Annotated in this window: 37 protein-coding genes; 16 read left to right on the plus strand and 21 right to left on the minus strand. The window is 30.6% G+C overall.

The window, feature by feature from the left end; genetic code table 11:
- The first annotated feature begins 15 nt into the window (after window positions 1–15).
- Window positions 16–957, plus strand: coding sequence for an NmrA/HSCARG family protein (locus AC6EJA_RS02070; RefSeq protein ID WP_498502904.1), 942 nt, complete (start codon window positions 16–18; stop codon window positions 955–957).
- Window positions 958–964: 7 nt separating this feature from the next.
- On the opposite strand, the gene AC6EJA_RS02075 is transcribed toward AC6EJA_RS02070, so the two are convergent.
- Together AC6EJA_RS02075 and AC6EJA_RS02080 are read right to left on the minus strand one after the other, a co-directional pair.
- A complete protein-coding gene (locus tag AC6EJA_RS02075; protein WP_498502905.1) occupies window positions 965–1459 on the minus strand; it encodes a hypothetical protein in 495 nt (164 codons plus the stop codon).
- A gap of 147 nt (window positions 1460–1606) precedes the next feature.
- Entirely contained in the window at window positions 1607–1765 is a 159-nt protein-coding gene (locus tag AC6EJA_RS02080) for a hypothetical protein (RefSeq protein WP_498502906.1), read from the minus strand.
- A 199-nt stretch (window positions 1766–1964) separates the two neighbouring features.
- On the opposite strand from AC6EJA_RS02080, the gene AC6EJA_RS02085 reads away from it, so the two are divergent.
- From AC6EJA_RS02085 to AC6EJA_RS02095, 3 genes are all read left to right on the plus strand, one after another.
- Window positions 1965–2252, plus strand: coding sequence for a DUF1330 domain-containing protein (locus tag AC6EJA_RS02085; RefSeq protein WP_498502907.1), 288 nt, complete (start codon window positions 1965–1967; stop codon window positions 2250–2252).
- Between the two features lie 133 nt (window positions 2253–2385).
- Window positions 2386–2535, plus strand: coding sequence for a hypothetical protein (locus AC6EJA_RS02090; RefSeq protein ID WP_498502908.1), 150 nt, complete (start codon window positions 2386–2388; stop codon window positions 2533–2535).
- A 90-nt stretch (window positions 2536–2625) separates the two neighbouring features.
- Window positions 2626–2856: a DUF2862 domain-containing protein gene (locus AC6EJA_RS02095; protein WP_498502909.1), complete on the plus strand. Its 231-nt coding sequence runs from the start codon at window positions 2626–2628 to the stop codon at window positions 2854–2856.
- An 8-nt stretch (window positions 2857–2864) separates the two neighbouring features.
- On the opposite strand, the gene AC6EJA_RS02100 is transcribed toward AC6EJA_RS02095, so the two are convergent.
- The 7 genes from AC6EJA_RS02100 to AC6EJA_RS02130 form a co-directional block, all read right to left on the minus strand.
- Window positions 2865–3182, minus strand: coding sequence for a DUF3303 domain-containing protein (locus tag AC6EJA_RS02100; RefSeq protein ID WP_498502910.1), 318 nt, complete (start codon window positions 3180–3182; stop codon window positions 2865–2867).
- Window positions 3183–3297: 115 nt separating this feature from the next.
- Window positions 3298–3468 carry a hypothetical protein gene (locus AC6EJA_RS02105; RefSeq protein WP_498502911.1) on the minus strand — a complete coding sequence of 57 codons (171 nt, stop codon included), beginning with the start codon at window positions 3466–3468 and terminating at the stop codon, window positions 3298–3300.
- 158 nt (window positions 3469–3626) lie between these two features.
- Window positions 3627–3776 carry a hypothetical protein gene (locus AC6EJA_RS02110; protein ID WP_498502912.1) on the minus strand — a complete coding sequence of 50 codons (150 nt, stop codon included), beginning with the start codon at window positions 3774–3776 and terminating at the stop codon, window positions 3627–3629.
- A 74-nt stretch (window positions 3777–3850) separates the two neighbouring features.
- A complete protein-coding gene (locus AC6EJA_RS02115; RefSeq protein WP_498502913.1) occupies window positions 3851–4018 on the minus strand; it encodes a hypothetical protein in 168 nt (55 codons plus the stop codon).
- A gap of 73 nt (window positions 4019–4091) precedes the next feature.
- Window positions 4092–4328, minus strand: a complete 237-nt coding sequence (locus AC6EJA_RS02120; protein ID WP_498502914.1) for a hypothetical protein — start codon at window positions 4326–4328, stop codon at window positions 4092–4094.
- 367 nt (window positions 4329–4695) lie between these two features.
- Window positions 4696–4902: a hypothetical protein gene (locus AC6EJA_RS02125; protein ID WP_498502916.1), complete on the minus strand. Its 207-nt coding sequence runs from the start codon at window positions 4900–4902 to the stop codon at window positions 4696–4698.
- Between the two features lie 51 nt (window positions 4903–4953).
- On the minus strand, window positions 4954–5130 hold the full coding sequence (locus AC6EJA_RS02130; protein ID WP_498502917.1) for a hypothetical protein: 177 nt from the start codon (window positions 5128–5130) through the stop codon (window positions 4954–4956).
- Window positions 5131–5320: 190 nt separating this feature from the next.
- Between AC6EJA_RS02130 and AC6EJA_RS02135 the strand changes: the two genes are divergently transcribed.
- Window positions 5321–5632: a hypothetical protein gene (locus AC6EJA_RS02135; RefSeq protein ID WP_498502918.1), complete on the plus strand. Its 312-nt coding sequence runs from the start codon at window positions 5321–5323 to the stop codon at window positions 5630–5632.
- A 344-nt stretch (window positions 5633–5976) separates the two neighbouring features.
- Here AC6EJA_RS02135 and AC6EJA_RS02140 read toward each other — a convergent pair whose 3' ends face one another.
- Together AC6EJA_RS02140 and AC6EJA_RS02145 are read right to left on the minus strand one after the other, a co-directional pair.
- Window positions 5977–6429, minus strand: coding sequence for a hypothetical protein (locus tag AC6EJA_RS02140; RefSeq protein ID WP_498502919.1), 453 nt, complete (start codon window positions 6427–6429; stop codon window positions 5977–5979).
- Between the two features lie 246 nt (window positions 6430–6675).
- Complete coding sequence (locus AC6EJA_RS02145) at window positions 6676–6927, minus strand: hypothetical protein (protein WP_498502920.1); 252 nt, start codon at window positions 6925–6927, stop codon at window positions 6676–6678.
- Between the two features lie 334 nt (window positions 6928–7261).
- Here AC6EJA_RS02145 and AC6EJA_RS02150 point away from each other — a divergent pair, with 334 nt between their 5' ends.
- From AC6EJA_RS02150 to AC6EJA_RS02180, 7 genes are all read left to right on the plus strand, one after another.
- A complete protein-coding gene (locus tag AC6EJA_RS02150; protein ID WP_498502922.1) occupies window positions 7262–7474 on the plus strand; it encodes a hypothetical protein in 213 nt (70 codons plus the stop codon).
- Between the two features lie 201 nt (window positions 7475–7675).
- Window positions 7676–7984, plus strand: coding sequence for a DCC1-like thiol-disulfide oxidoreductase family protein (locus AC6EJA_RS02155; protein ID WP_498502923.1), 309 nt, complete (start codon window positions 7676–7678; stop codon window positions 7982–7984).
- A gap of 238 nt (window positions 7985–8222) precedes the next feature.
- Complete coding sequence (locus tag AC6EJA_RS02160; RefSeq protein ID WP_498502924.1) at window positions 8223–8438, plus strand: TIGR02450 family Trp-rich protein; 216 nt, start codon at window positions 8223–8225, stop codon at window positions 8436–8438.
- Between the two features lie 131 nt (window positions 8439–8569).
- On the plus strand, window positions 8570–8725 hold the full coding sequence (locus tag AC6EJA_RS02165) for a hypothetical protein (protein WP_498502926.1): 156 nt from the start codon (window positions 8570–8572) through the stop codon (window positions 8723–8725).
- A gap of 207 nt (window positions 8726–8932) precedes the next feature.
- Window positions 8933–9073, plus strand: coding sequence for a hypothetical protein (locus AC6EJA_RS02170; RefSeq protein WP_498502927.1), 141 nt, complete (start codon window positions 8933–8935; stop codon window positions 9071–9073).
- A 406-nt stretch (window positions 9074–9479) separates the two neighbouring features.
- The gene (locus AC6EJA_RS02175) at window positions 9480–9698 is read left to right on the plus strand and encodes a hypothetical protein (RefSeq protein ID WP_498502928.1); all 219 of its coding nucleotides are present in this window, start codon (window positions 9480–9482) and stop codon (window positions 9696–9698) included.
- Between the two features lie 192 nt (window positions 9699–9890).
- A complete protein-coding gene (locus tag AC6EJA_RS02180; RefSeq protein WP_498502929.1) occupies window positions 9891–10097 on the plus strand; it encodes a hypothetical protein in 207 nt (68 codons plus the stop codon).
- A gap of 138 nt (window positions 10098–10235) precedes the next feature.
- Here the strand turns inward: AC6EJA_RS02180 and AC6EJA_RS02185 are convergent, their stop codons facing one another.
- The 3 genes from AC6EJA_RS02185 to AC6EJA_RS02195 all read right to left on the minus strand — a co-directional run bounded on the left by AC6EJA_RS02185 (window position 10236) and on the right by AC6EJA_RS02195 (window position 11263).
- Window positions 10236–10343 carry a high light inducible protein gene (locus tag AC6EJA_RS02185; RefSeq protein ID WP_498502931.1) on the minus strand — a complete coding sequence of 36 codons (108 nt, stop codon included), beginning with the start codon at window positions 10341–10343 and terminating at the stop codon, window positions 10236–10238.
- Between the two features lie 107 nt (window positions 10344–10450).
- A complete protein-coding gene (locus AC6EJA_RS02190; protein ID WP_498502932.1) occupies window positions 10451–10642 on the minus strand; it encodes a hypothetical protein in 192 nt (63 codons plus the stop codon).
- A 30-nt stretch (window positions 10643–10672) separates the two neighbouring features.
- Window positions 10673–11263 (minus strand): hypothetical protein, encoded by a 591-nt coding sequence (locus tag AC6EJA_RS02195; RefSeq protein WP_498502933.1) that lies wholly within the window; start codon window positions 11261–11263, stop codon window positions 10673–10675.
- Window positions 11264–11484: 221 nt separating this feature from the next.
- Between AC6EJA_RS02195 and AC6EJA_RS02200 the strand changes: the two genes are divergently transcribed.
- From AC6EJA_RS02200 to AC6EJA_RS02215, 4 genes are read left to right on the plus strand one after another with little or no spacing between them, the layout of a single operon-like run.
- Window positions 11485–12888, plus strand: coding sequence for an AMP-binding protein (locus AC6EJA_RS02200; protein WP_498502934.1), 1404 nt, complete (start codon window positions 11485–11487; stop codon window positions 12886–12888).
- Complete coding sequence (locus AC6EJA_RS02205; protein WP_498502935.1) at window positions 12889–13914, plus strand: LuxE/PaaK family acyltransferase; 1026 nt, start codon at window positions 12889–12891, stop codon at window positions 13912–13914.
- Window positions 13904–15091 (plus strand): acyl-CoA reductase, encoded by a 1188-nt coding sequence (locus tag AC6EJA_RS02210; RefSeq protein ID WP_498502936.1) that lies wholly within the window; start codon window positions 13904–13906, stop codon window positions 15089–15091. The genes AC6EJA_RS02205 and AC6EJA_RS02210 overlap by 11 nt, the downstream gene beginning before the upstream one ends.
- The gene (locus tag AC6EJA_RS02215; RefSeq protein ID WP_498502937.1) at window positions 15088–15507 is read left to right on the plus strand and encodes a 3-hydroxyacyl-ACP dehydratase FabZ family protein; all 420 of its coding nucleotides are present in this window, start codon (window positions 15088–15090) and stop codon (window positions 15505–15507) included. Before AC6EJA_RS02210 ends, AC6EJA_RS02215 begins: the two co-directional genes overlap by 4 nt.
- A gap of 5 nt (window positions 15508–15512) precedes the next feature.
- Here AC6EJA_RS02215 and AC6EJA_RS02220 read toward each other — a convergent pair whose 3' ends face one another.
- The 7 genes from AC6EJA_RS02220 to AC6EJA_RS02250 all read right to left on the minus strand — a co-directional run bounded on the left by AC6EJA_RS02220 (window position 15513) and on the right by AC6EJA_RS02250 (window position 21484).
- Complete coding sequence (locus AC6EJA_RS02220) at window positions 15513–16556, minus strand: transketolase family protein (RefSeq protein ID WP_498502938.1); 1044 nt, start codon at window positions 16554–16556, stop codon at window positions 15513–15515.
- A complete protein-coding gene (locus AC6EJA_RS02225) occupies window positions 16499–17320 on the minus strand; it encodes a thiamine pyrophosphate-binding protein (RefSeq protein WP_498502939.1) in 822 nt (273 codons plus the stop codon). The genes AC6EJA_RS02220 and AC6EJA_RS02225 overlap by 58 nt, the downstream gene beginning before the upstream one ends.
- Complete coding sequence (locus AC6EJA_RS02230; RefSeq protein WP_498502940.1) at window positions 17317–18045, minus strand: SDR family oxidoreductase; 729 nt, start codon at window positions 18043–18045, stop codon at window positions 17317–17319. The genes AC6EJA_RS02225 and AC6EJA_RS02230 overlap by 4 nt, the downstream gene beginning before the upstream one ends.
- A gap of 10 nt (window positions 18046–18055) precedes the next feature.
- Window positions 18056–19141, minus strand: a complete 1086-nt coding sequence (locus AC6EJA_RS02235) for a radical SAM/SPASM domain-containing protein (protein ID WP_498502941.1) — start codon at window positions 19139–19141, stop codon at window positions 18056–18058.
- Window positions 19142–19165: 24 nt separating this feature from the next.
- A complete protein-coding gene (locus tag AC6EJA_RS02240) occupies window positions 19166–19414 on the minus strand; it encodes a hypothetical protein (protein WP_498502943.1) in 249 nt (82 codons plus the stop codon).
- Window positions 19415–19537: 123 nt separating this feature from the next.
- Window positions 19538–20524, minus strand: a complete 987-nt coding sequence (locus AC6EJA_RS02245) for a class I SAM-dependent methyltransferase (protein ID WP_498502944.1) — start codon at window positions 20522–20524, stop codon at window positions 19538–19540.
- Window positions 20525–20656: 132 nt separating this feature from the next.
- Window positions 20657–21484: a hypothetical protein gene (locus tag AC6EJA_RS02250; protein WP_498502945.1), complete on the minus strand. Its 828-nt coding sequence runs from the start codon at window positions 21482–21484 to the stop codon at window positions 20657–20659.
- Window positions 21485–21505: the final 21 nt, after the last annotated feature.

The raw sequence follows: 21505 nt of genomic DNA on the forward strand, positions 1-21505 counted from the left end.
GAAATTTTAGAAAAAATGGATAAAGAAAAAAGCAGTAAACCCATAATCGCTGTAACAATGGCCACAGGACTACAAGGAAAAGGAGTCGTTAAAGAACTTTCAAAAAGAGGAACTTTTCACATACGTGCCTTAACAAGAGACCCTAATAGCGAAAAAGCAAAAAATTTAGCTCAATTACCCAACGTAGAAATTATACAAGCTGATTTACTTGATGAAAAAAGTCTTGAAAAAAGTTTTGATGGTGTTTACGGAATTTTTGGAAATACAACACCAACAATGGGACTAAGACCCTTAGTACGAAGTTACGAAATTGAACAAGGTCAAAAATTGATTGATGTAGTAAGTAGGATCCAAAAACATGGATTTTTAAAGCACTTCATTTTCAGCTCCATTTGTAAAGCAAAAAATCCATTAAAGAATGAGCCTTCACCAGGACATTTTTCTAGTAAATGGGATATCGAAAATTATCTAAAAAAGAATCACCTAAAGCCAATTACAACAACAATAAGGCCATGCAGCTATTTCGAAAATTTTGATGGTGAATTACCTGGCCTAAGAATTACGGAAAACTCTTTCCCTGGAGTTGTTAATCCACATAAGAAATGGCAAACCATAGCTGTTAAAGATGTTGGAGTATGGTCCGCAGCAATATTCTCAAACCCAAATAGATTTATAGGAAAGTCTCTAAATTTAGCAGGAGAAGAGCTGACTGGGAATGAGATGGCTTCACTTTTGCAGATAATTCGAGGTAAAAAAACAAAAAAGATTAATTACAAAATGGCTCCAAGATTTCTTATGAAATTATTCGTTCATGATATTGGCGTTATGGCTGACTGGATTGAAAGAGCTGGATATGGAGCAGACCTGGACAACCTCAAGGTTATCGCAAATCAAGAAGGCATTAAAATAACTACGTTAGAGGATTGGTTAAAAGAGAAAGAATTTAAAAGCACGTAAAACTTATTTACCTATTAAATTTATTTCTTATGATAAATATATAAACCAAACCGCAGACAATTATTAAAGGGAGAAAATAAAAAGTAGCTAATAATCCTAAAATGGATACGAATAAGATAAGCATTACAAAAAGGGATATAAAAATTCTTGAAAATAATTGTTTAATCTTTTTGGAATAAAATTTACCAGTTAATTTATCTAATTGATCTTGGAGAATTTTTCTCTCTTTATTAAGCTCAACAAGTCTGCGTTGATGCCACAAAAGAGATTGATTAGCTGAGTTTTCAACTATTCTTTGCTGAAAACCCTGGAGAAAATTTTGTTTGTTGGAGAAAATAGTTCTTACTTTAACCACCTGTGCTTGAAATATATTTTTTGTAGTTTCAGTAATCTCCTTATCGAGAAATTCAATTCTTTTAATTAACTTCTCTGGACTATCCGAATTGGACCAATATTCATCTCGCGAAACAATAGCAAGATTTTTTTTGCGGCCGAAAATCAAAAAACTAAGTAAAAAATATTATATGTAAATGATTATAAACTAATATAAGATTGATATCACATAAAAAAATCAATTATTTAAGAAAAATAAAGCCGTTTTATAGACAGTCAGTAATTAATTTTGATCAAGTTTAATTATCTATTATGTTCATATTGGTTTACCCGTAATGAAAGCATGAACTGCTGGTACGGTTCTATCAAGGACAACTGCTAGAACTACCAATAAATTAAGAGCCACAACTGCTCCACCTATAAATATATTCCCCTCTCTTGTGGTGTAATCCCATTTTGGCTCGCTATCAGACATTAGAATTAAAAATCAATAAGCATTATAAGAATAAAGATTAATTGACCTTAGGGACAAAATGTGAATGATTATTGAAGTGCTTTAAGCATTTTCAAACATTAAAACAGGGTTTAGCAGCAGGATGCTCTTAACGTTTATTGAGGAGATGAACACAAATGGTCGGATATATGCGAGACTCTACCGAATTTCTTAAGAATCTATGTCTAAGGGGTATTGGCTTAAGCAAGCAAAGATAGATAGTACGGATGTTTTCATCGAATATGTAAGAACTGTTGTCCCATGGCTGAGATCTGTTGGGGGGACCATAATTGCTAAAGATGTAAATCAAAACTCGGACTTAAATGAATGGGATGGGGGGCAATTGGGATTGGTTATTGAATTTGACTCAAAAGATGCAGCTCAAAAGGCTTTTGACTCGGATGTCTTTCAAGATTACATAAGACTTCGAGGCTTGCAGTCGGATTTGAGTTTATCAATTATCGGATAAAAAATTGATAATTACTTTTATTATTGGAATTTTACAATTAATTTTCCGAGGATATATTTAGTATTAATTTTTGTTTTTTCAGCATTGAAATTAAATAAACGATAGCAATAATATTAAAAGAATTTTTATTTAAATGAATTTTTTTGCTCTATCCTCATCTGAACTTGGAGTCTCGACATTTACAGTCAATTCTATTTTTATGATTTCTACGGCAATAGTAATAGCTCTTCCAGCTTATTTCTTATTTAATAGTCAAAAAGGTGACGTAATATCTAAGTTTTAACTTAATTGCTTTGGACAACCTTTAATTGAAATAATTTAGAAAAAGCACACTAGGATAATACAACTATAATAAGAAAATTCTGATTGGGATATGATAGAAAATTCTGCAGAACTATCCAAAGGTCAATTGCTTAAAGTAGATCTGGATCAAGTTAAGGACCGTTTATCAAAAAAGCTCAAATATTCGTTAGAGAATGACCCGGTAGGAGAACTTGTTGGATTTAAAATGGTTGATGGAAATCAGTTCGGCCTAGTTTTGACATTCAAAAATGGAATTAGTGAATGGTTTTTCGAAAAGGAACTTTCTATACACGAGGGTTGATAAAACTTTCAACCAAGTTTCGCAAACAGTTCTTTGTGGTAATCAACTACATTTTGGCAACTAATTACCGGTGTGATTTCCATATCAATTCCAAATTGTGCGCGCCATGGAGAAAAATGTTGAAAAAGCTCTTTATCACTATTTGCATTGCATAAAATAACTACCCTCCCCTCACCGGGAGCATGAACACGAAAAAGCATTTCAAACCCTTCAAATTTATCCTGCTTGGCCATTTCTCCTGATTCCCAAAAAGAGACAAATTGTTTATAAGCAGAAATTTGATTATCAATACTTGTAAATTGACAATCAACTAGATAAAGCTGCATGAGTAAAAAATCAGATATAATATTGATAACAGAAAAACGAGCTAAGTAGTTATAAATTTAGAATTATTTTATGAAGGAAAATTAAAAAAACAGATACGATTTTTTTTTTTAGCTATTAGTAAACATCTTCTGCATCACAACTAAAAAGTAAGTTCTCAGGAATAAAATGTTTTTGACCATCAGGACATTTATATACACGTTCAAAAATTCCATTATTTTCAATAATTTCCTCTACATAACACCCCATAGGAAGAAGAGTGCTCTCATACTTTCGAGCTCTATTCATGAAAATAATACATTTAATTCATTTCAACAATTAATCAAAGTCTTGGCAATAAGTAAAAAGGCCTGTGTAAAAAACTTTTACAAACAGGCCTCAATCTTAAAGAGAACTTAACATCCCTAAATTCCTAAACTAATTAATTAAGATTTTACATAAGAGAATTATTTCCAGTCAGTATCCTCGAGCAGGTCAGAATAAATAGAAGATGTTAGTTTAGAAATCCTAGACCCAGCCCAGTCTGTATCTTCAAGAAGATCAGAATACTCAAGTGATCTAGTTAACTGAAAAAACTCCTTAGCAAAAGCTTGCATAATAAAAAATGATTTATATTAAAAATGCCTAACTTTTATAAAAAAAACAAGTTAACAGAATAATTTCTATGAAATCAAAAGATTTGTGAGTTAGAGCTTAGTCTTCCAATTTCATTTGAGGGGGATGTTTCACCATCAATAGGAGCACTCCACAAGGCCCAAATGAACAAAATCGTAACTGGACAAAATATTATTCCTACCAAGGGAGAAAGATATCTCAGCCAACTAAGTTTCTTTTCCATAGTTCTTGATTAATTCTTTTGTTAATAACTTAAGTAGTCGTTAAAAAGGAGAAATTGGGGATTCCTAAGCAATTTAACGAAAACATGCATCGCCAACAAGTCGAATCTTAGAGAGCCTACTATGCTTGCCTGCTTTTAGAACATATTTGGGTGTAACAGACATTACAGCTCTAAGGTCAACTTGGTCTTTTTCTGATTTAGTTACAACATCTTTTGCGCAGACCCAATTGGACTTATTACTGATGCCTGGCCAAGCTAGCCAAAGCCCTCCATAAAATCCAACTCCAATTAAAAACAGGTATTTAATCATTAATAGAAAAGAAAATGTCTTGAGAGCTAATTAGCCAATTACTAATTGAGGTCTGGGAGATAGTGTTTCAAATTTGAAAACAGTAAGTATTAAAATTGCAACTTAAATATTTCACAAAATAATACACTTGGCAAGCCTGATGGACTTATTCAATAAACATGGGATAATTTAAATTTTTTAATTAATTGGAAACTCTGTACAATTTGACATTTAATAATCCTGTATTCATTGGGATATTAATAATAGTTATATGGTTTTTGCCAGGTTTAATCATTCGTAAAATTACTTATGAAAAAAATGAGGCACTTAAAAAAGATTTACAACAAAAAAAGATTTCGAAACTTTATCCTACTGACGAAATTGGTGATTAAGAAGGACTTCCTAATAGAGCTGGTTCCAAAATTGGTGAACCTGTTCCACCACCATCTTGATCATCATCATCGTCAAAACCAGAGCTTAATGCCAATATCCCACCAATGGACAAAAGAAGAGATAAACCCAGTGCTAAAAATTCTGACTCCAATTTATTTAGTAAAATTTTGGAGACAATACTTGATTTAGGTGCAAAATGCAAAGAGTTTATCCAATATAAATAGAATCAATTAATATTTTATATTTGTCTGACTTATGGATTCGAATTTTTATCCTTAAAACCAACCCAATCATCAGGCTTAGCCATCATCCAGGACATAATTCCATCACTATCCATGTTTTTTGAACTGATTGCAAAAGAGACAATAAAGGCAGCGGCAGAAATTAGAATGACTATTAACAAAGTTGGGTCCAAGCCCATTTCATTCATCGAAAAAGAGAACAAATAAAACCTGAGCATTAAATAAAATTGTATTTGTATCTCAAATAATATCATCTATTAAATAAGTGATGTTTTTAATAAGCATAAGAATGAGATAATAAAAAAATTCTTTATATGTTCCACTGAAATATTTTGGAACATATAATAGTAAATTTACAAATATAGTGAATTTGAAAAAATGGGTAGAAAAGAAGAAGGGGTAAATCTCTCTGAATGCAGTCATGTAAATAATCTTTGGAGTAGCTTCCTTATGAGATTTGGATCAGAAAAAGCCACAAGAGCAATCAGGCAGGCAATTGATCTTCAAAATATGAGAGGTGATAAGACAACTGTACCAATTCTTTTTGTTTCCACTGGGGGCATTGCTCTAACTACATATGACTGTATAAAAAAGCAAACAGGAATTTCTTTTTACGGAAACAACAAGGTGATTTTGTACTGCAAAAAAGAGAGTGAGATCCAAATCCTTCATGAAACAAAAGCTCATTAAATTAATTTCCCTAATTTTTAGTAAATCTACGAGTTAACCGAACAAAAATCTAAACGCAGATCCAAAAGAATTGGTCCATCATTAAAAATGTATCCAATTTTCTGATGTGGAAATTTATTCTTAAATTTCAAGAACCTTCAAGCGCAAAAGCGAAATACCCGTTTTTGCCTTTAATAGTATTTGTAACCGCTTTAGCGACCACATCAACTTATGGATTACCAGTCTTTATTAATTGAAAATAAATGACTTCCTTTTTCTTCTTTATTGCTGTTGCCTTGTTTTTCTACGTAATGGCTTGTCTATGGCGAGATTTGAGTCGTCAAACAAGAGTTTAAAATATTATTTTATTGCAACGTCTTATCAAAGATCTTTTTGATCATGCCCATAAGAGACCTGATCAATTGCATGTAACTTTCATCTCCAAGAGATACAGAGTTTTTCTTTGAATTAGATACCGCCAGAAATAAAGCACCCATTAATCCTAGATTGTTTAAAACTGCGACTGTGTTGAATGGAGAAATATATAAAATCAATGTTTTAAGTATCAAAAAAGCCACCAAAAAAAGAGGGCCATAGATTGAATTGCTTTTGAATAAAACATAAATAACACCAAAGACAAGAAATATTAGACTTGAACTGAGAAAAAAACTCGCTAGCGCGGGAGAAATATCCCTTGTCTCTAAAAGAGCAGATGATGCCTGAAACGATGAGAAATTTCTTGGTATTGCAACTGAGAAAGCTATGGCTAGTAAGATTCTCCCCAAAAATCCAAACAAATTACTAATTTTAAAATTCATAGGATTTTTTCACCCTGTATAGAATAAAGCAGAAGAAAATCTTAAAAGCCAAAAAAAAACGCCCATAAAACAGCAAAATCAACGTTACATTGATTAACAATGTGTTAGCATTACTTCACACTCAACAAATCAATGAAGCAAATTTTACCAAGTGCCTTAGCTCTTCTATCAGCCATATTCATAGCGTCATCTCAAACTGGTGTAATTGTTTAAGGTTTGAAACTAGTCTAAAACCTAATATTTCAATCAAGCTACGTCTCTTAATAAGTTTAATTCGTATCCGCTGTCAAACAGTCGTTTATAAGTTGATCTAGCTTTGTATTCGTCATAAGGAATTTTTTTTCCATCATTTTTCTGGACGTATACATAATTGTTGTCGATTTTACTTTTTGTGAAAGTAAATACATCGTCCCCTTTAGTCAAGGTCCAACTTTTTGTACCGTTTCTCCTAAGGTTCCATGGATAATGATTTGGTGGAACCTCCTTTTGGGAAATCATTGCTGAAAAATTTAAATATTTTTTTTTATCTAAACGAATTTGATAATGACTGACAACCCCATAAATAAGAATTTTTGTATATAAGCCAAATTTAGTAATAAAATAATTTAAGAAAATACATATAAAAAATAGATATAGTTGATCGGAATTCATTATTTTTGTATCATATTTATAATTATTACCAGTTAAGGCAGTTAAGAACAAAAACAAATTAATTTTGTTTTTTAATAATTCATGCTATGTAAGAAATTTAAATTATAATTTCAAACATTTAAAAGAAAAGTCGCGATTTTTATTTGATGTCCTTATATTAGAAAATGTTACCCAAATTCCCATGAAAAAAACTGAAAAAGAAGATCTATTAATTCAAGCATGGGGTAGCATCTCATCGGAACTAACAAAATTAAGAGATGAAGGGCTTAAAGATGACGAAATTTTTAATTTTGGTCTCGCGGTGATTAATCACTTCAATCCTGAGGAAATTTCACGCTTGCAAAAACTATCTGATCAACAAGACGCATTATGGAGGGAGGCAAATGATTTGTAAGACAAATGATTTAATGAAACGTCAAGAATTTTACTCAGTATTTTTCATATCAAAACATATTAATATTACAAATCTAACGATTATCCTTAAACCAAAAATACTACTAAAAATTCATTTTAAAATAATCACATGATGTTATCAAAACAAATTATATTTATATACGATGGTGAATGCCCTTTTTGCAATCACTTCGCTCAATTATTGGAATTGAAAAGCAACATAAAAAATATTGAAATTATTGACGCTAGAAACAACATAAATAAGTTACCAGAGGGATATGATATGGACATTAATGGAGCGGTCCTAATTAGAAACGGCAAGATTCATACTGGAGCAAAAGCAATAAATTTAATTTGTAAACAAATTGATAACCCATCATTGGGATTAATAAATGTTCTTAGCTACATATTCAAATCTGAGAAGAGAGCCTACAGTATATTTCCCTATCTTATTAAGGCTAGAAGATTTGCTCTAAGAATAAAAGGTAGTCCCTTAAAAATAACTGAATAATTATTTACATAAAATATATAGGTTAATTTTTCTTATAAATATAATATTTAAGTAACATTAAGAACTTTATTTTTTAAGATTTAAGTCTGAATACGAATAATTCATCTAAAATGTGGCTTAAACGGACAAGGCACTACATAAAAAGTTCCTTTTGAATAAAATTCTCCACGATTTATAAAATTTGTATAAATTTGGAATATCATTAATAAAGTAAGCTTTTAAGGAAAGTTTAACAAAAATGAGATGGCCACCAAACAAAGCCTGGACATCAGCTGCGCCAATTAAAGGGTTTCGTCATTTTGAAGTTCTAAGTTATGGTGGCAAGGGAGATGATCGATGGGTGGAATTATTTGCAGTCATGGATGAAACTGTTATTTTCAAAGTCCAATGGTCAGAACTTAAAACATTTGCCAAGTGGACAAGTGGATGGTTACAACTACCTAAGGAAGGTTAGTGATTTCTTATAAACCAAAATTTTCGTGCGATAAATGAAATCAAAAGGAAATCACTTTTTGTCATTTATTTAACAAGGGACACGATTTTTTTTTGAGCTAGTTATCTATATAAGGTACATTTTAAAAATCTATGCTTTACCAAATTTTTGCCGGTTTGACTAGTACTCCAGCTCCCTCAGCTATTTATGTTGGAATTGGCTCCATTGTTTTATTTGCAATTGTGGGTGTAATGGTGGGACCTGATTATGACGGGATGAATGCTCCTGAAGTAAACAAAAAGGATTAAAAGTTCAAAGAATGAACCATTAGTCAGTTCAGTATATGCTGACGAACTAATGGTTCATTTCTGAAAAATTAAATGGATGAGTGAAAGAAATAAAAAATCAGAAAAACTTATCTTCTTTTGATCACATAGCCTTCATTGCAATGGAGAAAAAACTTGGTTTTGTATACATTATGAGCTATGTTTCCGATCTCAAAAACAAATAAAAAAATGAGTTTAGAAAACAGAGATAAAATTTGCATTAACGAAACCGAAAACCAAATAAAAATACTGATCGAGCAAATAACATTAGAACTTGAGAGAGAAATATCTATTAGAGAGTGCAGGCAAGCTACATCTAAGAAATCTTAAATGACAGATTCTTAGACTAGATTACAACATTTAAAACCATTCAGAGTCTTCGTTTAAAGTTGAATATTTAAAATAGTTGAAAAAAATGTCATTATCTTGAAGTTGATCAATTTTATGAACAGTAATTGCCCATCTCCGGAGCAAATGATTTAGTGGCACTTTTAGAATTTTATTATCATGTTAGGTAAATAAAAGCGTGCTCGTGGGACTTGCAAGTACTGTTATCACGAAAAGTATATTTATTCAAATTAAAATTTTATTAGATATAATTCAAATATGGAAAAAAAACATTCAAATCTACGAAAGTTTTTACCATTCAGTTGGGTCATATGCGCTATGATATCTTTTGCTTATATTAATGCTCATCTTTTAGAAACTTCCAAATTGATCTAGGAATAAGAGACCGATGCAAAATTCAATAATAAAAAAACTCAAGAAAGCTCAAAAGAAGGGCATTATTACCACTACAGGAATATTTTTGTTATTTCTAACTCAAATACCTATAGCAATGTTATCACTTACAGAATTATTTTGTATTGGACAAGTCTCAAACAGCATATGGCGTGAACAAAATAATCACTCTCAAGCAAATATTTTGGCAGTTCAAAAATGTAGGGGAAAGTGATAAGATTAACTTTTAAGAGCAGATTTACATTTATTGTTCATTATTAATACATTATTAAATTTGGCTTATTAGAAATATCGCTGAAATAATAATTGTAGAATAAATAAAGTTTTATGATGATATCAGTACCGATCATTTTTAATATAATCAAATAAGTATATTGGTATTGATATAAGGAAAATTTAAATAAAGATGAACTCAATTCTCAAAGAGGAATTGTTAAACATAAAAGGTTCAGTAAATTACTGGCTAGGTATCGGCTGGATTTTTGCAATCGTTATAGCAATTGTTGCAATAGCAGTTGTTGTGATAAGGAAAAATAAAAAACAAACTAATATAAAAAATGAATTAAGTGATCAAACAAGAAATAGTAGTCGTGGAAAAGGATTTTTAAAGTAAGTTCAATAATGAAAAATTAAATTTAAAATTATCAGAACTAACATACTTAAGATTAAGAGAAAAATAAATAAAAAAAACAGCGCTCAGACCAACGCTGTTTTTTTTTAATGTTTTCTTTGAAGAGGTGCGTGCAAAAACCTAGAAAACTCCAGGAATAATTTGTCCTGTTGTTGCATAAGCGCCAAATGCTGCAACGAAACCAATCATGGCAGCCCAACCATTAAACTTTTCTGCTTCAGGAGACATAGGATTAAATCAATAAAGTGATGTTAAGCAATGTAACACAAGATGTGAACATATGTAAAGCAAGAGAGTTCCTCAGTGGCTGTAAGGCTTTAAGGAGGGACGGTGAATTAATTGCTAGGGGTATTACCAGGATTATCTATTCGTTCCCATAAGTTTTTTCGTATTAAGAGGCAATCACAACACTCACAGATCCAACTATCTCCTACACCCCAAGCATCTCCTACTCCATTAGCTCTACCAGACAAAGTATGAAACGTATTTGGATATATTGTATTTAGAATTTCGTTGCTTATAGACATCAAGTTTAAAACGATGTATTAGTAGTATATCTAGATAAAAAGATGATAGCGCCAATTTAAACAATCCGAATTTGAGCCTAATTGCTTTTGTAATTTTTTACTATTTACCGTAAACAAAAGTCCATCCTGCCTGACATTTGTGTAGATTAATTTATTAACAAGTTGATAACGATAATAACTAAGTTCAATATGGGGAATATTAGTAGTGTAAGATTTTGGAATGGTAAATCCCAATTGACTTAGAAAAAGGGATTGTGTAAAATAATTTAAATTAGAATTAATAATTTCATAAGCATAAAAGATATAACCATTTAAACATTTAAAATTAATATCATCAATTATAAATGATGTATTTTTATTATTAATTTTAACAAATACACCCATTATAAGTAATTTATTACCTATAGGAACACTCTTAGGCAGAGAGGTTCGTAATTGATTAATATTTAAGTATTTTGGATCAATAGTTTCAATTGAAAATATTTCACCTCTTTGATAGGTGATAAATGCTCGAACACCGATTATACTTGGTTGAATTTGAATTCTAGTCTTGGGGAGAAGATATTTAGATACCCAATCAGAGAAGCATTGATTTGAATAATGAATATTATGATTATTCATAGGTCTTAAAATAAAATAGTTACTATTTAGATGAGTGTATAAATTAGATATATATTTTTGCCTTAACATTTCGAATAAAAAAAAATTAATAAAAATTTGGTACTTTATGATACACTAAATTGCAATTAATAATTATTGGTTTATTATAAAAATATGATTATCTATCAATCGCCATAAAATTAAAGTAAATTTGCTCAAATATCTCTTCTTCTAAAATCTCCATGTTAGCAAAAAATATGTATGACAAAGGTTGTATAATCACAAGGGAAAATGAATATGGTCAAATTGATTTTGAAAAAGGCGAAAGCTTTATAAAAGAAATTACGGATAAAGCATCAATTATTTTAGTTATCGATGATAAATCATATGAAAGCACATTAGGGATAATTTCAACTATTAAGGCTCAGAGGAGTCTAATACTTTTAGACACCTCAAATGTAGTTAGACAGTTAGAAATTATTTTAAACAATTTTAAACCAAGAATCACAATAAGCAGTAAAAAGACAATTGAAAAAATTTTCAACCAAGAATCAATAAATTATTCACTTTTTAACTATAAAAAACATGAATATTTAAATTCTAATAAAGTAGGAAATATAAAAAGACCTTTGGTTTTAATCGGTACATCAGGTACTAGTGGTAATCCGAAACTTGTAGGATTGACTCATGAAAATATATCAACTAATTGTTCTTCAATTATAAATTATCTTAATACAAATAGAAATACAAAAACTATTAATAATCTTCCGTGTAGTTATTCATATGGACTATCAGTATTAAATACAACATTAGCATCAGGTGGTAAATTCCATATTTCAACTGAGCCATCACATATAAGAGCAGGATTTTGGGAAGAGATGAAATACTTTGGTATTACCGATTTTTCTGGTGTACCTACTATTTATCAAGATATAAACAGTTTAAAATTAATTGAATGTATGCCAAAAACACTAAAATGCTTAACACAGGCAGGTGGAAAGTTAGACATTCAAACACAAAAGGAAATATTAAAATGGTCAGATATAAATAAAGTTAGATTTTTTATAATGTACGGTCAAACAGAAGCGACCGCTAGATTAACCTACCTTGAATTAACCAAAGAGCCTGAAAAATTAGGTTCTGTTGGAAGAACTATTGAGGGAATAGATCTCTTTAATGAAAAATATATAAAAAAAAATAAAGAATTTGAATTGATCTTTAAAGGTCCAAGTATATCATTGGGTTATTATTTTTCGTATAAAGACATAATAAATAGCACTGACAAAAACCAAGGCATACTAAAGACTGGAGATATTGGTTACCTCGATGAAGATAATTGCTTATACATAACAGGTCGGACATCTAGATTTGCTAAAATAGATGGCCGCAGAATATCACTTGATGAAATAGAATCTAAAATGAAAGAAAAATTCAATAATCTAGCAATAGTATCAGATGACAAATTGATATTTTTGATTTTAGAAGATCAAAATTTTAATGATTTTAATAATATAAAAAAATACTGTAAATTAATTAGCGGTATACATACCAAAAAAATTAAAGTTTTAATACAAAAAATACCAATGACAGAAAGTGGGAAAATAATGTATTCAGTTTTAAAAAAGAGAATATATGAGGATATTTAGATGACTAACCATTATTTAAATAATGAATTAATTAAAAAATTAAGATTACTGCACTATCATCACTATGAAAAATGTGATGTCTTTAAAAAAATAATTGATGAATTAAGTTGGTATAATTTTATAGAAGATGATCCTGCGGAAATATTTTTACATACATCTCTTTTTAAGGAAAATGAAATATATACAGACCTCAAAAATGATGAACAGTTATTGAAGTTACATTCATCTGGTACATCAGGAAATAGAAGTGTAATATTCACAGACCGTCATACTAGAATTGAACAACAACGTGCGCTTCAAAGCCTTGTTTTATCAGAGTTAAATATATCATTAAAACAAAAGCCCTCTTATTATGTGATTGATAATCCTAATGTCATAAAAGATAGTAAAATAATTGACGCTAGATACGCAGCAATTAAAGGATTCTCATCTTTTGGTAAAGGTATCAATTTCTTACTAGATGAAGACAGCAATATTAATTTTGACATGATAGACAAACTTAGTTCAGAAAGTAATGATATATTAATTTTTGGTTTTACCGGTATAGTTTATACAAAATTTTTAAAATATTTAGAATCAATTCAGCATAAAATATACAATAATTCTATTACATTGCTGCATGGAGGGGGATGGAAAAAGCTTATTTCTAAAGGTGTCTCCAATAAATTATTTAAAGAGTTAGCAATTAATGTAATTCCAAATGTAATTTGCAAAAACTATTATGGGATGATCGAACAAACTGGATCTATATTTTTTGAATGCGATGAAGGTTTTCTACACTCAAATCAATACGGAGGTATTATTTTGAGAAATAACAATCTTGCAATAACTTCAAAGTTGCAACAGGGCATCATACAAAGCATTTCCATTTTGCCAAAAAGCTATCCTGGTCACTCACTGCTTACAGAAGATATGGGAATCATCTATGGAATTGATGATTGCAAATGCGGAAGACCAGGCACTTATTTCCATGTTCAGGGGAGACTATCTAGAGCAATTGTAAGGGGGTGTAGTGATGTTTATTAGGCAAGCAACCTCTAATTTTAAATTCCTTAGTAGGGGAGCAACCTCAAGTCAATTGAAACTTTGTGAAAGATTAAATAACATAAGGAAGCTTGCAAAAATTTTTAAAAAGCTTTCAGTTGAATATCGTGAAAATGAATTGCTTGGACTATTTTATTATTTTGAGCAATCATCAATTTATAGTGAGAAATGGTTTGCATCTCAAAATAACATACTAATTCCTAGAGGTTTAGCCCTTCACATACCCTCATCAAATATACCTTTAATGGCAATATACTCTTGGCTCCCTTCATATATTGCAGGTAATGCAAATTACATAAGACTTAGTAGAAGGTCCGACTATAATCTTCTTGAATTAGTAATAACAAATATTGATAATGTTATTGGAGAGGAAGAAAGTCATAATCAAATCTTTTATAATGGAGAATTAGATGATTGCTTTACAACTAATTTATCTAAAATTATAGATATAAGAATACTTTGGGGTAGTGACAATTCTATTAAAAGTATCAAACAAAAATATCCAAACTCATCATCTATTGAGATTAGCTTCCGGAATAGATACTCAGCCTCACTATTAAATTCAAAAAATTATTTATATTTATCTGAGGATAATAAAAATATTATCACTAAGAAGTATTTTAGAGACTCTCTAGACTTTTCATTTAATGCCTGCTCATCTCCACATTATACTTTCTGGATGGGAGAACATAAGATTAATATAAAAGCTAATAATGACTTTAAAGATAAGATAAAGAGGCTTATATCCCTTCAATCTATTGAATATGGTTTCATCACAAGTTCTAATCTTAATAAATCTCAAGAATATATTATTAACAATAATACAAAAATAGATATACAAGAAATTATTGGTGGTAGATCTTTTACATATGATGATATAAAAAATATAACCCTTGAGGAGCAGAATACCTCATCAATTTTCTGGAAACATTATTCTACATCTAATATAAAAGAATTATCTTCATATTTTCCCAAGAACATTCAAACATTGACTTACTTAAATAGCCATTCGAAAGAAAATCTAAAAGAATTAATTTTAATGTTAGAAGGAAATGCACCTGAAAGAATAGTAGAAGTTGGTAACGCACTTTCTTTCAACTTCGTTTGGGATGGTAATGATCTCTTGCGAATGTTTAGCAAGGAGGTTTTTATACAATGAATTATAATCATTTGATTTGCTTGCAACCTAATAAAGCCCCTTTCCTATTTCTTGAGGATTTAATAGAGATAATCCCTGAAAAATTGGCAATAAACAAATTATCTTTGCCAATGAGAAACTGGTACTTTGATTGTCATTGGGAATCTGATCCGAATATGCCCGCAATGCTTCAACTTGAGGCAATGAGTCAGACAGCATCAATGTGCCTTTTCTCTAAAAAAGATCCTCCTAAGAAATTATATTTAGTTTCAATAAAAAATGCATCATTTAGAAAGAAGATAACTCCAGGTATGGAAATAATAATCAAGGCCATATTAGAAGAAAAAATAAATAATGTTTATAAGTTTAAGGTGGTAATCCGTAGTAATAAAGATATCCTAATATCTAAATCAAGACTTGATTTATTATGGCCATGAATAGATCAGTTTAATATTTCTGTTATTAATTTAAGTATACTTTCTTTATCAAGTCCACATTGCTCAATCATATAATCATAATTGCCACATTTTAAATATTTATCCGGGTGTGTTCTGAAATATGCTTTTTGTGAATAATTAGAATTTCCAACTGCCCTTTGAAAATAAGAGGCCAATCCACCAAACATAGACTCATCTAGCACAATAACATTCTTAAAAACTTCTGAAATCCTTTTAATACTCTCTAATGTTTTACTTCCATTAAAAAATGGGACTACATAATGAGAAATTTTATTTAATTGTTTTTCAGAAAGAGCGTCAATTGCCAATGACGCATTTGACGATATTGCACCTGTAGTTAGTATCAATAATTCAGAGCCGTTAGAAGTAATTGGTATTGGACTCGATAAATCTGTGCTGAAACTTTTTGAATGCACCGGATTAACCTTGGATGATCCAGTTAACCTTATATATGTTGGATAATTTCTTTTAATTATGTGTGGTAATAAAGCTTGTAATTCAAATGCATCAGAGGGTGAGTAAACAAAAATATTTGGAATATTCAATACATAAGGAAGATCCTCAACACAGCAGTGTGTATAGCCCAAGTATCCTAGTGATAACCCACTCGCCAATCCTGTGACAACAAGGGGTAAATTCATATAACCAAGAGAAAGACGAATTTGTTCAGCAGCCCTCAAAATAAGAAAGGGTGCAAAAGTTGAGGCCATAGCTCTACCCCCTTCGGCAACATACCCAGCGGCAATTGATATCATTGCCTGTTCTGAAATCCCACAATCAAAAAATGACTCCGGATATGAGGCTTTGAACCTATCTAATCCAGCAGAGGTGGAGGTATCTGCAGTAAAAATAGATAAATCTTCAATTATCTCTTTGATTTTTAGTACGGATAATCCATAAGAAGCCCGCATTCCAATAATATTTGCCTTCTTAGCCATTTTTTTAATGTATTCAATTTGGATATCAGTATTCATAACTGTTTGATTAAGTTCTCCACCATAGCTTTTGTAAGAACTCCATGATGCCACTCATTTTTATTTTCAAATAATTCATAGCCTTTACCCTTAATTGTTTTACCTAGAATAATTTTTGGGTATTTTGAAGGAGATAACAATGCTTCATATATCTCCAAATGATTATGTCCATCAATACTGAAAAAATCTAGGTTATAACTCTTTATTCTTTTCAGAAAAGAAGCATATTGATCATTAGAATAAATCGATTTCTGCGTTTGCTGCCAACCATTGCAATCTATGAAAATAATTAGATCTTTTAGTTGATTTTTTCCGTTTATAAATTCAAGACATTCCCATACAATTCCCTCATTACACTCGCCGTCCCCAACTACACAAACAACCGGAGGTAAGTTTTCATTCTTTTTATTTTTAGATCTAAATAATGCTAAACCGATTGAATGTGCAAGTCCATTCCCAAGACTTCCAGTTGAGAAATTAATACCTATTTTTGGATTTCGGCAGGGGTGTCCAAGAAAATCAGAGCAATCATTTTCAAAACTATTAACAACTTGATTTTTAGGGACTATTCCTGAATAAGCAATAAGTGAATAGAGCGATAAGCAAGCATGTCCTTTTGAAAGGACTAGGGATGATAAATTTTTAGGACTGATAGAAAGTTGAAAAAAATCGTCTGCAACGGAAATGAAGTCGATACAAGAAAGTGCTCCACCTAAGTGAGCAGCCTTATCCCCTGCACTCAGAGCAATATCGATAATAATCTCTCGTAAACTTGTCGATTTAATTGATGATTCATCTAAGTTAAAAGTTTTGGTCATCGAATACCACCATCAACAGAAATTACTTGGCCAGTTATGTAGGTTGAGCTGTTAGAACATAAAAATAAAATTGTATTAGCAATTTCATCAGGCATCCCAACTCTTTGAATAGATATTGATTTTGTAAACTTCTCTATTTCATCCTTTTCGGTTGAATTGTTCATCAATTTAGTATCAGTTAAACCAGGTGCTACAACATTACAACGAATATTGATTTTCCCATACTCTTTCGAAAGGACTCTGCACGCGGTTGAAAGTGCAGATTTAGAGCTTGCATATGCTAATCGGCCAGGATTTGAGTCAATTGCTGCCGAACTAGAGATTGCCACAATTGAGCCATTTCTTTTTTTCAGAAAAAAACTTTTTATTACGGCCTGGGCTATCAGTATTTGTGAAATATAGTTTATTTTCAAATGTTTATTAATATCATCTAGTGTAGTCATTAAAGCTGGGGAAGTTTTTATAAAGCCTGCATTTAGGACCAATGAATCTAGTTCTTTTGTAAATTCCTTTAGTCTATTTGAAAAAGAAGAAACAGATTGCTCAGACTCTAGTTCAAGCTCTATTACTTTGTAGTTATTCTGACTAATCCCCTGATCATTCATATCTTGCTGGAAACTATCAATATCCCTAACAGCGGCTATAGGATAATAATCTTTTTCTATGGCCTTGAGAAAAGTTGATCTACCTATACCAGAACTAGCTCCTGTTATTAGAATTCTCATTAATTGTTAATCAAACAGTTAACTTAGAGGCAGGTAAATTAACTTTATCTTCTATTAGTTCTTCTGGTGAGAATAATTCATCAATTTCCTTTGCCTTAAATATAGTTGTACCATCTTTTGCCATGTAGTCTTTTATAAAGGACATATCCTCCCCAGCTAAACATTTATCACTGTGTTCTCTAAAGTACTTGACTCTAAAACCATTCTCAGATATTTCTTTTAGAGATGATTCGAAAATATTGCCTAGCTTAATATGCACGTATGGACATGGTAAAACATCACCAATAGGAGTTATGTAAAGCCTATTAACAGTATTACATCCAATTACTCCTTCCCTATTTCTATCAAAAGGGTCCCATAGATTTCTCAAGATATTTTTATATTCTTTTCTCATGGCTATGAGATGTTTCGAATCCTCTTCATCTATACAGATATCGTGCATGTTACGCCACATTCCACCTGGAGTAGCAATGTTCAATAAAGTGGTGTACTTCTGATCTTTCGAGTAGTCAAGAAGCAACCTTAGATCTTCTGAATCAATGTTATATTTTCCAACTGTTATATTCAAATAGGGGGTTATTCCAGCCTCTTTAACAAGTTTTAGAGCATTTATTGCTCTTTCCCATGAACCTTTTTTTCCCCTAAAAGCATCATGGGTTTCAGCTGTCATACTATCTATACTCACAGAAACCCTGTCAACACCAAGTCTTTTTAATTCTTTAGCAATTGTTTCAGTCATATAAAAACCATTTGTCGTTACATATACGTAAAATCTCTCTGTTCCAAAATTCTCTAAAACAGAATACAAATACTTAGTATTAAGTAGCAATTCACCACCTTGTAGGTCTATTTCAAAAATACCTAGCTCATGAGCCTGATCTGCAATAGATGATATTTTATCCAATGTAATTCTTTTATCTATGTTTAAACCAGTTGGAGATAGGGTAAAACAATGCTGACATTTGAGATTACAAGCATTATTCAAATTAATATCTAAACCTCTTTGCTTGATACCAATCTGATTATTATTTGATTTTACATAGTCGTGAAAAGCCCTAAATTTTTCAACAACAATCGGTTTTTGTAGTAAAGCCATTTAGGTCTAAAGAATAGCACCTATTTAAATCTTCACAAGGATATCATATCTGGCCAAAATCTCAACTCCCTGTTTATATGATTCGAATTCTATAAGATCTTCAGTTTTTATCGTAATACCAAAAGCTCCTTCCAATTCTGCCATTAAAGACATATGACCAATTGAATCCCATTCATCAATACTCTGATATTTCAACTCAAGTAGATCGTTCTTATTCTCTAATTCAAAGGCTTCAACAAAAGCGTCCTGATAGTTTTTTAGATTATCGCTCATTTTTTTTTTATTTTGAAGTAAATTATTTCACCCAACCAAACATATTGGTCAAGTAGCTATGACACATTCTGGAATGGCAACTAGTTCAAGACGATTAATAAAATCAAGAGAAAATTTAAATTTTTAATTGCGTCTTATAGCCCTTACAACAGTTGAGATTCCACCCTTGTGAGCAATTTTTGATGCAAAAGTAACCTGACAACCAGATTCAGAAAAAAATCTCACAACATCCTTAATCCTTTGAGGATTGTCAAATTCTGGAGAAAAAGCATCAAAAGTATCCATAATTGCACATTCTTCTCTTTCTTTTTTACTAAAAGTACTTGGGAAGCATCGAAGATCGGTAATAGGAATAAATCTAGTAAGAAGACCTAAATTAAAAAAACATAAAAGATCAAATAACTTAATCATCCATCCGATATTTATTTTAATCAATTTAAGGAGAAATCTATGACTTATTCTTTTGGTAAAAGGACGGAGCAGATATTTAGAATGTAACTTAGTATACCAGCCATTTATGGGATAAAAATCAATAACAATTTCACCTCCTATTTTAGTTTTTGCGACTAATGCTCGAATTGAATTAGAAAAAGAAGGAGTATGCTGAAGGACCCTAAAACAGAAAACTTTATCAAAACTACAATCAGAGAAGGGCATGTTATATATTGATGCTTGTGATAAAAATAGTCGATTTGAATATTTCATATTATTTTTAAAATTATCTTCAACTGCATTTGAGTAATCTATGCTGTAGAGATTTGCATTAGTCGTCTCTAAAAATATATTTGAAAATCTTCCAGCACCACAACCAACTTCTAAAACAGATTGTCTTGTTAGCTCTGCAGGATTCCAAGCAGTTGCCTTATAGAAGTTATCCTTTGAGGCTTTAGCTACATCACTATGTTTTATCTGAACATGACCAAATTTATTCCATTGAAAACCAAAACTCTCTGTATAATTTGAAATCTGACAAAATCTTGGACATCCATTTATAATTGGAAATTCTTCATTAGTAACAGGATCAACATAACTACCATTTGATAATTGGAGTTGGCCACCTGTATAGGGATTTCTATACGGAACAAAACAAAAATCTTTATCAAAGGTCATTTAAATATATTGGAGGACAAAAAATATGTATATATATTAGCATCTAGTTAATTACAGTAATATAAATTTGTAGTATTTTATATACTAATCAAACTCAAAACATCAAGACATTTATTAAGTAATAAAATCTTTTTATAGTGAAATTGATTTAAGTGATAATTCACCCCCTAAAGGTGAAATATATTTTATTTCAGAATCAGTTTTTATGAGCATTAGCCTAGGCAATTTATTTTTATTACTGAGTGAGCTTTTAGATTTAGCTTCTCTAAAATAATCAATATATAAGCATCCAAATTTAAAAAGAAAATAATTTGCTATTTTAAAAATTATTTTATCAATTAGAGTATAATCTGAAGACCAAAGAATTTCAAAATGTCTTATTGGGATGCCTTTTAAGTACTTGATTTTAATTAAGCCCACAATAAATAAATAGTGCTTCTGATTTAATAAGATCTTATATGAAATAGCATCAGTAAGGCTATTATTATTTAAACTAAATCTATCAATAAAAATATTATTAACATCATAATTGAGTATCTTTACTTTGGGAAATAAATCAGAGGGTTTAAAACTAGGAAATAAGCGATATATATCTGAATTCATATTCTTAAATCCTATTCTCTTATTAAAATCAATAAATTTTTCACTTGGAGTAGATGTTATAATAGCTTTAGAGTATCTAATTAGTTGATGGTTCAATAGAGAAATTGATGGTAATCCGCGATATTTTTTATTGACATAAAGGCTTGATGTATTTATAACATCGCGCTCATTACCAGATAAATCCCTATATTTGCCTTGATAAATAGTTAAAACAGCTCCAACAATACAGGAGTCTACATAAATGACATATCCATACTCCCCAAGACTTGAATTCTGCCTAGAAACATGAAGAAATAGCTTATATGCCCATGAATGGTTAGAACCAAAACCAACTCTCAAAAATTCAATAGTCTCCAAAAGTTCACTTAAGCTGGAAAT

This window comes from Prochlorococcus sp. MIT2309 (assembly GCF_059772305.1).

Excerpts from the sequence above, each read along its gene's own strand:
- AC6EJA_RS02070 (WP_498502904.1), top strand. The coding sequence starts at position 16 with ATGGATAAAGAAAAAAGCAGTAAACCCATAATCGCTGTAACAATGGCC.
- AC6EJA_RS02080 (WP_498502906.1), bottom strand. The coding sequence starts at position 1,765 with ATGTCTGATAGCGAGCCAAAATGGGATTACACCACAAGAGAGGGGAAT.
- AC6EJA_RS02085 (WP_498502907.1), top strand. The coding sequence starts at position 1,965 with ATGTCTAAGGGGTATTGGCTTAAGCAAGCAAAGATAGATAGTACGGAT.
- AC6EJA_RS02090 (WP_498502908.1), top strand. The coding sequence starts at position 2,386 with ATGAATTTTTTTGCTCTATCCTCATCTGAACTTGGAGTCTCGACATTT.
- AC6EJA_RS02095 (WP_498502909.1), top strand. The coding sequence starts at position 2,626 with ATGATAGAAAATTCTGCAGAACTATCCAAAGGTCAATTGCTTAAAGTA.
- AC6EJA_RS02100 (WP_498502910.1), bottom strand. The coding sequence starts at position 3,182 with ATGCAGCTTTATCTAGTTGATTGTCAATTTACAAGTATTGATAATCAA.
- AC6EJA_RS02105 (WP_498502911.1), bottom strand. The coding sequence starts at position 3,468 with ATGAATAGAGCTCGAAAGTATGAGAGCACTCTTCTTCCTATGGGGTGT.
- AC6EJA_RS02110 (WP_498502912.1), bottom strand. The coding sequence starts at position 3,776 with ATGCAAGCTTTTGCTAAGGAGTTTTTTCAGTTAACTAGATCACTTGAG.
- AC6EJA_RS02115 (WP_498502913.1), bottom strand. The coding sequence starts at position 4,018 with ATGGAAAAGAAACTTAGTTGGCTGAGATATCTTTCTCCCTTGGTAGGA.
- AC6EJA_RS02120 (WP_498502914.1), bottom strand. The coding sequence starts at position 4,328 with ATGATTAAATACCTGTTTTTAATTGGAGTTGGATTTTATGGAGGGCTT.
- AC6EJA_RS02130 (WP_498502917.1), bottom strand. The coding sequence starts at position 5,130 with ATGAATGAAATGGGCTTGGACCCAACTTTGTTAATAGTCATTCTAATT.
- AC6EJA_RS02135 (WP_498502918.1), top strand. The coding sequence starts at position 5,321 with ATGGGTAGAAAAGAAGAAGGGGTAAATCTCTCTGAATGCAGTCATGTA.
- AC6EJA_RS02140 (WP_498502919.1), bottom strand. The coding sequence starts at position 6,429 with ATGAATTTTAAAATTAGTAATTTGTTTGGATTTTTGGGGAGAATCTTA.
- AC6EJA_RS02145 (WP_498502920.1), bottom strand. The coding sequence starts at position 6,927 with ATGATTTCCCAAAAGGAGGTTCCACCAAATCATTATCCATGGAACCTT.
- AC6EJA_RS02150 (WP_498502922.1), top strand. The coding sequence starts at position 7,262 with ATGAAAAAAACTGAAAAAGAAGATCTATTAATTCAAGCATGGGGTAGC.
- AC6EJA_RS02160 (WP_498502924.1), top strand. The coding sequence starts at position 8,223 with ATGAGATGGCCACCAAACAAAGCCTGGACATCAGCTGCGCCAATTAAA.
- AC6EJA_RS02165 (WP_498502926.1), top strand. The coding sequence starts at position 8,570 with ATGCTTTACCAAATTTTTGCCGGTTTGACTAGTACTCCAGCTCCCTCA.
- AC6EJA_RS02170 (WP_498502927.1), top strand. The coding sequence starts at position 8,933 with ATGAGTTTAGAAAACAGAGATAAAATTTGCATTAACGAAACCGAAAAC.
- AC6EJA_RS02175 (WP_498502928.1), top strand. The coding sequence starts at position 9,480 with ATGCAAAATTCAATAATAAAAAAACTCAAGAAAGCTCAAAAGAAGGGC.
- AC6EJA_RS02180 (WP_498502929.1), top strand. The coding sequence starts at position 9,891 with ATGAACTCAATTCTCAAAGAGGAATTGTTAAACATAAAAGGTTCAGTA.
- AC6EJA_RS02185 (WP_498502931.1), bottom strand. The coding sequence starts at position 10,343 with ATGTCTCCTGAAGCAGAAAAGTTTAATGGTTGGGCTGCCATGATTGGT.
- AC6EJA_RS02190 (WP_498502932.1), bottom strand. The coding sequence starts at position 10,642 with ATGTCTATAAGCAACGAAATTCTAAATACAATATATCCAAATACGTTT.
- AC6EJA_RS02195 (WP_498502933.1), bottom strand. The coding sequence starts at position 11,263 with ATGAATAATCATAATATTCATTATTCAAATCAATGCTTCTCTGATTGG.
- AC6EJA_RS02200 (WP_498502934.1), top strand. The coding sequence starts at position 11,485 with ATGTTAGCAAAAAATATGTATGACAAAGGTTGTATAATCACAAGGGAA.
- AC6EJA_RS02205 (WP_498502935.1), top strand. The coding sequence starts at position 12,889 with ATGACTAACCATTATTTAAATAATGAATTAATTAAAAAATTAAGATTA.
- AC6EJA_RS02210 (WP_498502936.1), top strand. The coding sequence starts at position 13,904 with ATGTTTATTAGGCAAGCAACCTCTAATTTTAAATTCCTTAGTAGGGGA.
- AC6EJA_RS02215 (WP_498502937.1), top strand. The coding sequence starts at position 15,088 with ATGAATTATAATCATTTGATTTGCTTGCAACCTAATAAAGCCCCTTTC.
- AC6EJA_RS02225 (WP_498502939.1), bottom strand. The coding sequence starts at position 17,320 with ATGACCAAAACTTTTAACTTAGATGAATCATCAATTAAATCGACAAGT.
- AC6EJA_RS02230 (WP_498502940.1), bottom strand. The coding sequence starts at position 18,045 with ATGAGAATTCTAATAACAGGAGCTAGTTCTGGTATAGGTAGATCAACT.
- AC6EJA_RS02235 (WP_498502941.1), bottom strand. The coding sequence starts at position 19,141 with ATGGCTTTACTACAAAAACCGATTGTTGTTGAAAAATTTAGGGCTTTT.
- AC6EJA_RS02240 (WP_498502943.1), bottom strand. The coding sequence starts at position 19,414 with ATGAGCGATAATCTAAAAAACTATCAGGACGCTTTTGTTGAAGCCTTT.
- AC6EJA_RS02245 (WP_498502944.1), bottom strand. The coding sequence starts at position 20,524 with ATGACCTTTGATAAAGATTTTTGTTTTGTTCCGTATAGAAATCCCTAT.